This is a genomic window from Streptomyces sp. NPDC003011, from assembly GCF_053591515.1.
The window spans coordinates 106,932-113,925 of sequence record NZ_JBSFTY010000015.1 but is presented as its reverse complement, the minus strand read 5'-3'; the positions used below and the strand labels follow the sequence as shown (position 1 = coordinate 113,925).

7 protein-coding genes and 2 pseudogenes are annotated in these 6,994 nt (G+C 70.5%); 3 read left to right on the top strand and 6 right to left on the bottom strand.

The annotated features are described in order from the left end of the window. From ACWD0J_RS11010 to ACWD0J_RS10995, 4 genes and pseudogenes are all read right to left on the bottom strand, one after another. Positions 1-193: pseudogene (locus ACWD0J_RS11010) on the bottom strand (hypothetical protein); the annotation flags it as partial. Between the two features lie 77 nt (positions 194-270). Then, positions 271-720: pseudogene (locus ACWD0J_RS11005) on the bottom strand (DUF2637 domain-containing protein); the annotation flags it as partial. Positions 721-929: 209 nt separating this feature from the next. After that, positions 930-1,889: a DUF3558 family protein gene (locus tag ACWD0J_RS11000; protein ID WP_451495463.1), complete on the bottom strand. Its 960-nt coding sequence runs from the start codon at positions 1,887-1,889 to the stop codon at positions 930-932. 118 nt (positions 1,890-2,007) lie between these two features. Continuing rightward, positions 2,008-2,889 carry a DUF3558 domain-containing protein gene (locus ACWD0J_RS10995; RefSeq protein WP_451495462.1) on the bottom strand — a complete coding sequence of 294 codons (882 nt, stop codon included), beginning with the start codon at positions 2,887-2,889 and terminating at the stop codon, positions 2,008-2,010. 229 nt (positions 2,890-3,118) lie between these two features. Between ACWD0J_RS10995 and ACWD0J_RS10990 the strand changes: the two genes are divergently transcribed. Further along, positions 3,119-4,312 (top strand): RtcB family protein, encoded by a 1,194-nt coding sequence (locus ACWD0J_RS10990; protein WP_451495461.1) that lies wholly within the window; start codon positions 3,119-3,121, stop codon positions 4,310-4,312. A 244-nt stretch (positions 4,313-4,556) separates the two neighbouring features. On the opposite strand, the gene ACWD0J_RS10985 is transcribed toward ACWD0J_RS10990, so the two are convergent. After that, positions 4,557-5,333, bottom strand: coding sequence for an SDR family NAD(P)-dependent oxidoreductase (locus ACWD0J_RS10985; RefSeq protein WP_451495460.1), 777 nt, complete (start codon positions 5,331-5,333; stop codon positions 4,557-4,559). A gap of 194 nt (positions 5,334-5,527) precedes the next feature. Here ACWD0J_RS10985 and ACWD0J_RS10980 point away from each other — a divergent pair, with 194 nt between their 5' ends. Then, on the top strand, positions 5,528-5,962 hold the full coding sequence (locus ACWD0J_RS10980; RefSeq protein ID WP_451495459.1) for an ester cyclase: 435 nt from the start codon (positions 5,528-5,530) through the stop codon (positions 5,960-5,962). Between the two features lie 79 nt (positions 5,963-6,041). Here ACWD0J_RS10980 and ACWD0J_RS10975 read toward each other — a convergent pair whose 3' ends face one another. Next, entirely contained in the window at positions 6,042-6,377 is a 336-nt protein-coding gene (locus ACWD0J_RS10975; RefSeq protein WP_451495458.1) for a YnfA family protein, read from the bottom strand. 138 nt (positions 6,378-6,515) lie between these two features. Here ACWD0J_RS10975 and ACWD0J_RS10970 point away from each other — a divergent pair, with 138 nt between their 5' ends. Next, complete coding sequence (locus ACWD0J_RS10970; protein ID WP_451495457.1) at positions 6,516-6,986, top strand: hypothetical protein; 471 nt, start codon at positions 6,516-6,518, stop codon at positions 6,984-6,986. The last annotated feature ends 8 nt before the right edge of the window (positions 6,987-6,994 follow it).

The following is a 6,994-nucleotide window of genomic DNA, read 5'->3' as shown; positions in this document are numbered from 1 at the left end:
AGTCCATCCGGACCTCCAGCGGCACGTCCGGCGCGGTCGACGCCAGCAGCCGCTCCAGCGCCGTCAGTTCGGCCACGTTGTTGGTGGCCGTGCCGGGCGGGCGAGGCCCGCCGGGGCGGTCTCCGCCAGCGGCACCCCGTAGCGGGCCAGCCGCAGCGGCATCAGGCTCTCCACCGGGGCCTTGCGGCGCCAGGCCCGGCCGAAGCGGGAGCGCAGCCGGGCCTGGTAGACGAGACGTTCCTGCTCCAGCTTGATGACCTGCTCGTAGGAACGCAGTTCCCACAGCTTCATGCGGCGCCACAGGAGGAACGTGGGCAGCGGGGAGAGCAGCCAGCGGGTGAGCCGGACGCCCTCCATGTGCTTGTCGGCGGTGATGTCGGCCATGCGGCCGATCGCGTGCCGGGCCGCCTCGACCGAGACCACGAACAGGATCGGGATCACCGCGTGCATGCCCACGCCCAGCGGATCCGGCCAGGCCGCCGCGCCGTTGAACGCGATCGTCGCCGCCGTCAGCAGCCACGCCGTCTGGCGCAGCAGCGGGAAGGGGATGCGGATCCAGGTCAGCAGCAGGTCCAGGGCCAGCAGGACGCAGATGCCCGCGTCGATGCCGATCGGGAACACGTAACTGAAGTTCCCGAAGCCCTTCTGGAGGGCCAGCTCGCGGACGGCCGCGTACGAACCGGCGAAGCCGATGGCGGCGATGATCACGGCACCGGCCACGACCACGCCGATGAGAACGCGGTGCGTGCGTGTCAGCTGCAGTGGCGCGGCCACCCGTACTCCCCTCCCAGTGCGTGTTGTTGCGCGCAACAGAGTGGCACATGTGTGCGTCGGACGTGTTGTCGGTCTGTCGGGAGCCCGGTTCCCGCGCAGGGCCGGGCTCCGTCAACCAGCCGGGCCGAGCCGCCCGTCGGGGTCCGGTGTGACAGTCAGCTCTTCTTCGCCGCCGAGGAGGACGGGGACGCGCTCGCCGAGGGCGACGCCGGCTTCGACGCGGACTTCGACGCCGACTCCGAGGGGGACGCGCTCTTCGACGCCGACGGCGTGCCGCTCGCCTTGCCCTCGCCGCTCGCCTCGCCCTCGCCGTTCGCCGACGACACCGCGGCCACCGCCTCCTTGGCCGCCTTCTGGGCGAGCTTGGTCAGGCTCGCGGCGCTCGGAGTCTTCTCACCGGCGAGACCCGCGCCGTTGTAGTCGACCGTGACGACGACGTTCTCGACCCGTGTGACGACCGTCTGCTGCTTGAAGGAGCCTTCCTTCTTCTTCAGGTCGTAGGTCACCGTCGTCGCCTCGTCGCCCGTCCCGGCGAGCGGCTGCGACTTCGCGTTCTTCGCGCCCTCCGCCGAGCGGGCTTCCTGGACCTGCGTGGCGTAGTACGCCTGCGCCTGCTCGTCGCCCGAGCCGCGCGAGGTGTCCGACTCGAAGCGCAGCAGGGACACGTTCAGCCAGCGGAACTGGGAGCCCTTGACGCCGTTGTTGTCGAGACTGGTCCAGGAACAGCTGGCCCGTGCCGCCGTGTCGTCGGAGGTGCCCTCCTTGCCGGACTTCCCCTTCGGCACGAGCTCGCCCAGGGTCTTCTTCGAGAGCACCGCGCACGGCTCCGGAAGCGAGTCGTACGCCGCCGCCTGCACCGTCGGCGACGGGCTCGCGGACACCGTCGCCCCCGCGCCGCTCGTGCTCGTGCTGCCGGCGTCGTCGGAGCCGGAGTCCGAGGAGCAGCCGGCGACGATCAGCATCACGGGGACGGCCGCCGCGCCGACAAGGACGCGGCTGAGGCTCTTCGCCCGCCCCTCGCGCCGGTCCCGCTCGTCATTCCCCCACTGCCTCAACGGCGTGGGAGGGGCCCCCATGTCTCGCTGTGCTGGTCGCTGCATGGTTCCTTCACTCATGACGCTTGTGATTCCTGCCGTCGGATCGGGTCCGAGGGGCCACGGTACGCGGTGGGGAAGCTGTGCGGCCTTGCTTCATCCGCTTCGTGCGGAGGGGTGAGGGGCCGGTGAAGAGGGGTCAGCCGCTCAGCGAGTCGGCCAGCTGCGCGGCCAGTTTCCGGGCCTTGTCCTGCATTTCCTTGCTGTCCGGGGCCACTCCGACGGTCGCCGGCTGCTCCATGTACTCGATCGTGACGATCACGTTCGACGTGCGGAACGCCACAGTCACCGTGCGCTGCCGGGCCGTCGAACCGGAACTGCTCAACACGTCGTCCAGGAACGCCTCGTCACCGAACCCGTCGAGGAGCCTGGGCTGGAGATCGGTCGGCGCGGCGGAGGCCGAGGACGTCGGGGACGCGGACGAGGAAGCAGCCGACGAGGAAGAGGAGGCCGACGAGGACGCCGAGGCGGCGTCGGTCGGCGTGGCCGCGGGACTGGGGGAGCCTGAGGTGTTCTCGTCGGCGCTCTCCTCGCCGCTCCCGAAGTCGGCCGTGGCGCTGGGGCTCACCGCCTCCGGGAGGTCGGCCGCTTCCTGCATCGTCGCGAAGAGCTGCTGCGCCTGGCTGTCGTCGCTCACGGAGGTGTCGTACGACACCACCCGCTCGAAGTCGACGAGCAGATGGTCGGTGGCGTCCGTGGACTCCACCTTCCAGCGGCAGCCGACCTTGCGGTCGGTGTCGAACGTGGGGGTCGCCCCGCCCGCGTACGCCTTCTCCCGCTGCTGCTCGTCGGTGATCTGCCGGATACCGGGCAGGAGGGAGTCGAGGGTGTCCTGGCCGACCGAGCCGCAGGGTTCCGGGAGCGTGCGGTACCGGCCCGGCTGGGCGGCGGCGGACGCGGTGCCGGCGTCGCCGGGGTTCGCGTCGTCCGTCGTGCCGTCGTCCCCCGAACTGCCGGTGCAGCCGGCCAGCAGGGCCGCGAGGAGCGCGGCGACGCCGGGTACGTACGCCTTCCGCTGCACGGTCAGGCCCCTCTCGACGGGTGGTCGACGGTGTGGTCGACGGTGTGGATGCGGTTGAGGTTCTCAGTGTCCCCGCTGGTTATTCGCTTGCCGCACGGGGGCGCCCGCTGGAGACAATGTGTATCGCACGCATGGCCGTGGACGCCGGTCCGTTGTCCCTTTTCATCGACCTTGGCGCCGGTTTTGCGATTCGATACTTCTGTTGTTTTTCCGGGGGAATGAGAGCGATATGTCGTACGTGGAGATGCCGGGCGCGAAGGTCCCGATCCGTATGTGGGCCGACCCCGCGACCGTGGAGGAAGGCGCGCTCCAGCAGCTGCGCAACGTGGCGACCCTGCCGTGGATCAAGGGTCTGGCGGTCATGCCGGACGTGCACTACGGGAAGGGCGCGACGGTCGGGTCGGTCATCGCGATGCGGGGAGCCGTGTGTCCCGCGGCGGTCGGGGTCGACATCGGCTGCGGGATGTCGGCGGTCAGGACCTCCCTGACGGCGAACGACCTTCCCGGGGACCTGTCGCGGCTGCGGTCGAAGATCGAGCAGGCGATCCCGGTGGGGCGGGGGATGCATGACACTCCCGTCGAGCCGGGGCGCTTCCACGGGCTGGCCACCGCGGGGTGGGACGACTTCTGGGGTCGGTTCGACGGGGTCGCGGAGGCGGTCAGGTTCCGTCATGAGCGCGCCGGAAAGCAGATGGGAACGCTCGGCAGCGGCAATCACATGATCGAGGTGTGCCTCGACGAGTCGGACTCGGTCTGGCTCATGCTGCACTCCGGATCCCGGAACATCGGCAAGGAACTGGCTGAGCACCACATCGGTGTCGCTCAGAAGCTTCCGCACAACCAGGGTCTCGTCGACCGTGATCTTGCGGTGTTCGTGTCGGACACCCCGCAGATGGCCGCGTACAGGAACGACCTGTACTGGGCGCAGGAGTACGCCAGGTACAACCGCACGATCATGATGGCGCTCCTGAAGGACGTGATGCGCAAGGAGTTCAAGAAGGCGAAGCCGGCATTCGAGGATGAGATCTCCTGCCATCACAACTACGTGGCGGAGGAGCGGTACGAAGGCATGGACCTACTGGTCACGCGTAAGGGGGCGATCCGTGCGGGTTTTGGCGAGTACGGGATCATCCCCGGCTCGATGGGCACCAGCTCCTACATCGTGAAGGGGCTCGGGAACGAGAAAGCCTTCAACTCGGCTTCGCACGGGGCGGGCAGGCGTATGAGCAGGAACGCCGCGAAGCGCCGGTTCACGGTGCGGGATCTGGAGGAGCAGACGCGGGGCGTCGAGTGCCGTAAGGACACCGGGGTTTTGGACGAGATTCCGGCCGCCTACAAGAACATCGACCAGGTGATGGCGCAGCAGCGGGATCTCGTCGAGGTGGTGGCGAAGCTGAAGCAGTTCATCTGTGTGAAGGGCTGATGGGTGAGGCTCCGGTCCGGGCCGGAGCCTCACACGGCCGGTCATCGATCGGTCGGCACCGGGCGGGACGTGGCCGGTGCGCGTGCGCCAGAGGCGGAGGGAGCGGCTCTTCGCCGTTCGGCGTTCGGGCGACGTGCGGGTGATCGGCTGCCGCCGGCCCCGGACGCCACCGCCTCGACGAGGAGACGAAGAACGAACGCCCCAGTGGACAACGAACGCCCCAGCGGAGTGGGCACGCGGGACATCAGCGGTCCCGGTGGACCTTCGTGTTGGAGGCCTGGGCGCGGGGGCGGACGATCAGGAGGTCGATGTTGACGTGGCTGGGGCGGGTCACCGCCCAGGTGATGGTGTCGGCGACGTCGTCGGCGGTGAGGGGCTCGGCCACCCCCTCGTAGACCTTCTCCGCCCGCTCCTTGTCGCCGCCGAAGCGGGTGAGCGCGAACTCGTCCGTGCGGACCATGCCGGGCGCGATCTCGATGACCCGGACCGGGCGGCCGACGATCTCCAGGCGCAGGGTCTCGGCGAGGACGTGCGTGCCGTGCTTGGCGGCGACATAGCCCGCGCCGCCCTCGTAGGTGCCGTGCCCGGCGGTGGAGGAGACGACGACGATCGTGCCGTCGCCGCTCGCGTCCAGCTTGGGGAGCAGGGCCTGGGTGAGGTTGAGGGTGCCGATGACGTTGGTCTCGTACATCGTGCGCCAGTCGGCCGGGTCGCCGGTGGCCACCGGGTCGGCGCCGAGCGCTCCGCCCGCGTTGTTGACCAGCACGCCGATCGTCTGGAAGGCGGAGGCGAACTCGTCCACGGCCGTGCGGTCCGTGACGTCCAGCGGGTACGCCGTCGCCTGGTGGCCGGCCGTGTTGATCTCCTCGGCCAGTGCCTCGATGCGGTCCTTGCGGCGGGCGGTGAGGACGACGCGGTAGCCGGCGGCGGCCAGTTGCCGGGCCGTGGCGGCGCCGATTCCGCTGCTGGCACCGGTGACGACGGCGATGCGGGAGGCGGCGGACGGTGCGGCGGTGGCCATGGACTGCTCCTCGGGCGGGGCGGACGGGGCGGACGGGGCGGACGGGGCGGGCGGGCGGGGCGAAAGCCTGTCCGGCCAGGATAGGCGGGTGGCGTGGACGGACGGGCTGTGGTCCCCGGGTCCGCGGACGGCGTCCGCAGGGGTGCGGTGGGACAATGAGGTGGGTGATCCCCTGACTTCAGTGGAGGTGGATCATGGGACAGGCACGCGAGGTCATGGACCGGCTCACGGAGGCGCTGACCACGCATCCCGATCCGAGGGCCATCGGCGAGCTGTACGCCGAGGACGCGGTCGCCTTCACCCCCGACGAGGGGGAGATCCGCGGGCGCGAGCAGATCATCGAGTACTGGCGGCAGATGACGGAGGCGGTCCCCGAGGCCACGTTCGAGACCCTGCACGCGTACGAGGCCGGCGACACGGCCATCGACGAGGGCGTCTTCAGGGGGCGGAACACGGGGCCGCTGCACCTGCCCAACGGGGAGACCCTCCCCGCGACCCAGAAGGAGATCAGCATCCGCGGGGTGGACATCGCCACGGTCAGGGACGGCCGGATCGTGGACTACCGGCTCTACTTCGACGAGATGGAGTTCCTTGGGCAGTTGGGGCTGCTGCCCGACGATCAGCCGTGACCGTACGTCCCCGACGATCAGCCGTGACCGTACGTCCCCGACGATCAGCCGTGACCGTACGTCGTGACGGTACGTCCGTTCAGTCGCCCCGCGGCGCGTACATGATGACCGCCATGCCCGCGAGGCAGATCAGCGCGCCCGTGACGTCCCAGCGGTCCGGGCGGTAGCCGTCCGCGGCCATCCCCCAGGCCAGCGAGCCGGCGACGAAGACACCGCCGTACGCGGCGAGGATGCGGCCGAACTCCGCGTCCGGCTGGAGTGTGGCGACGAAGCCGTACGCGCCGAGGGCCAGGACGCCCGCGCCGATCCAGGTCCAGCCGCGGTGCTCGCGCACGCCCTGCCAGACCAGCCAGGCGCCGCCGATCTCGAAGAGGGCGGCGACGACGAAGAGGGCGGCGGAGCGGAGCACGGACATGAGGGCAGCTTCGCATGCCGGGTCCGCCGGTGGGCCTGCGGTGTGATCCGGCACCGCGTCACCTGTTGGACGGCGCCTGTCCGTCGCTGCGCGTGGGATACATCCGTACGACCACGGTGGAGTGAGGGAGTGGGCGGTATGCGGATTCTCGCGGTGTGCGCGGCGGCCATGGCGGCCATGGCGGTCGTCGGTGGGGCGGTTCCGGTCGCGGGGGCCGAGGGGGTTCCGGAGGCCGATCTCGCCTACCACGGCTCCGCCTCGATGTCCGGGGGCCGGGTCGACGTGCGGTTCACTCCGCGCAACCACGGTCCGTCGGCGGTGCCGGACGCGACGGTCCGGCTGCGCTGGTCGGAGCCGTTGGCGGACGAGCAGGAGCTGTCCGAGGGGTGCGCGCGGTCGGGTGAGCGCGTGGTGGTGTGCCGGGTGGGTGCGCTGGCCGCGGACGAGGCGGGGGAGCGGATCGGTCTGGGGGTACGGCTGCGGGAGGCGCCGTCGGAGGTGCTGCTGGAGCTGGACACGGTGTGGAGCGGCGGGGCGGTGGACGGGAACCGGGCGAACGATCAGCAGCGGGTGCTGGTGCTGGACACCGGGGACGCGTACTACTTCTGAGTGCCGTA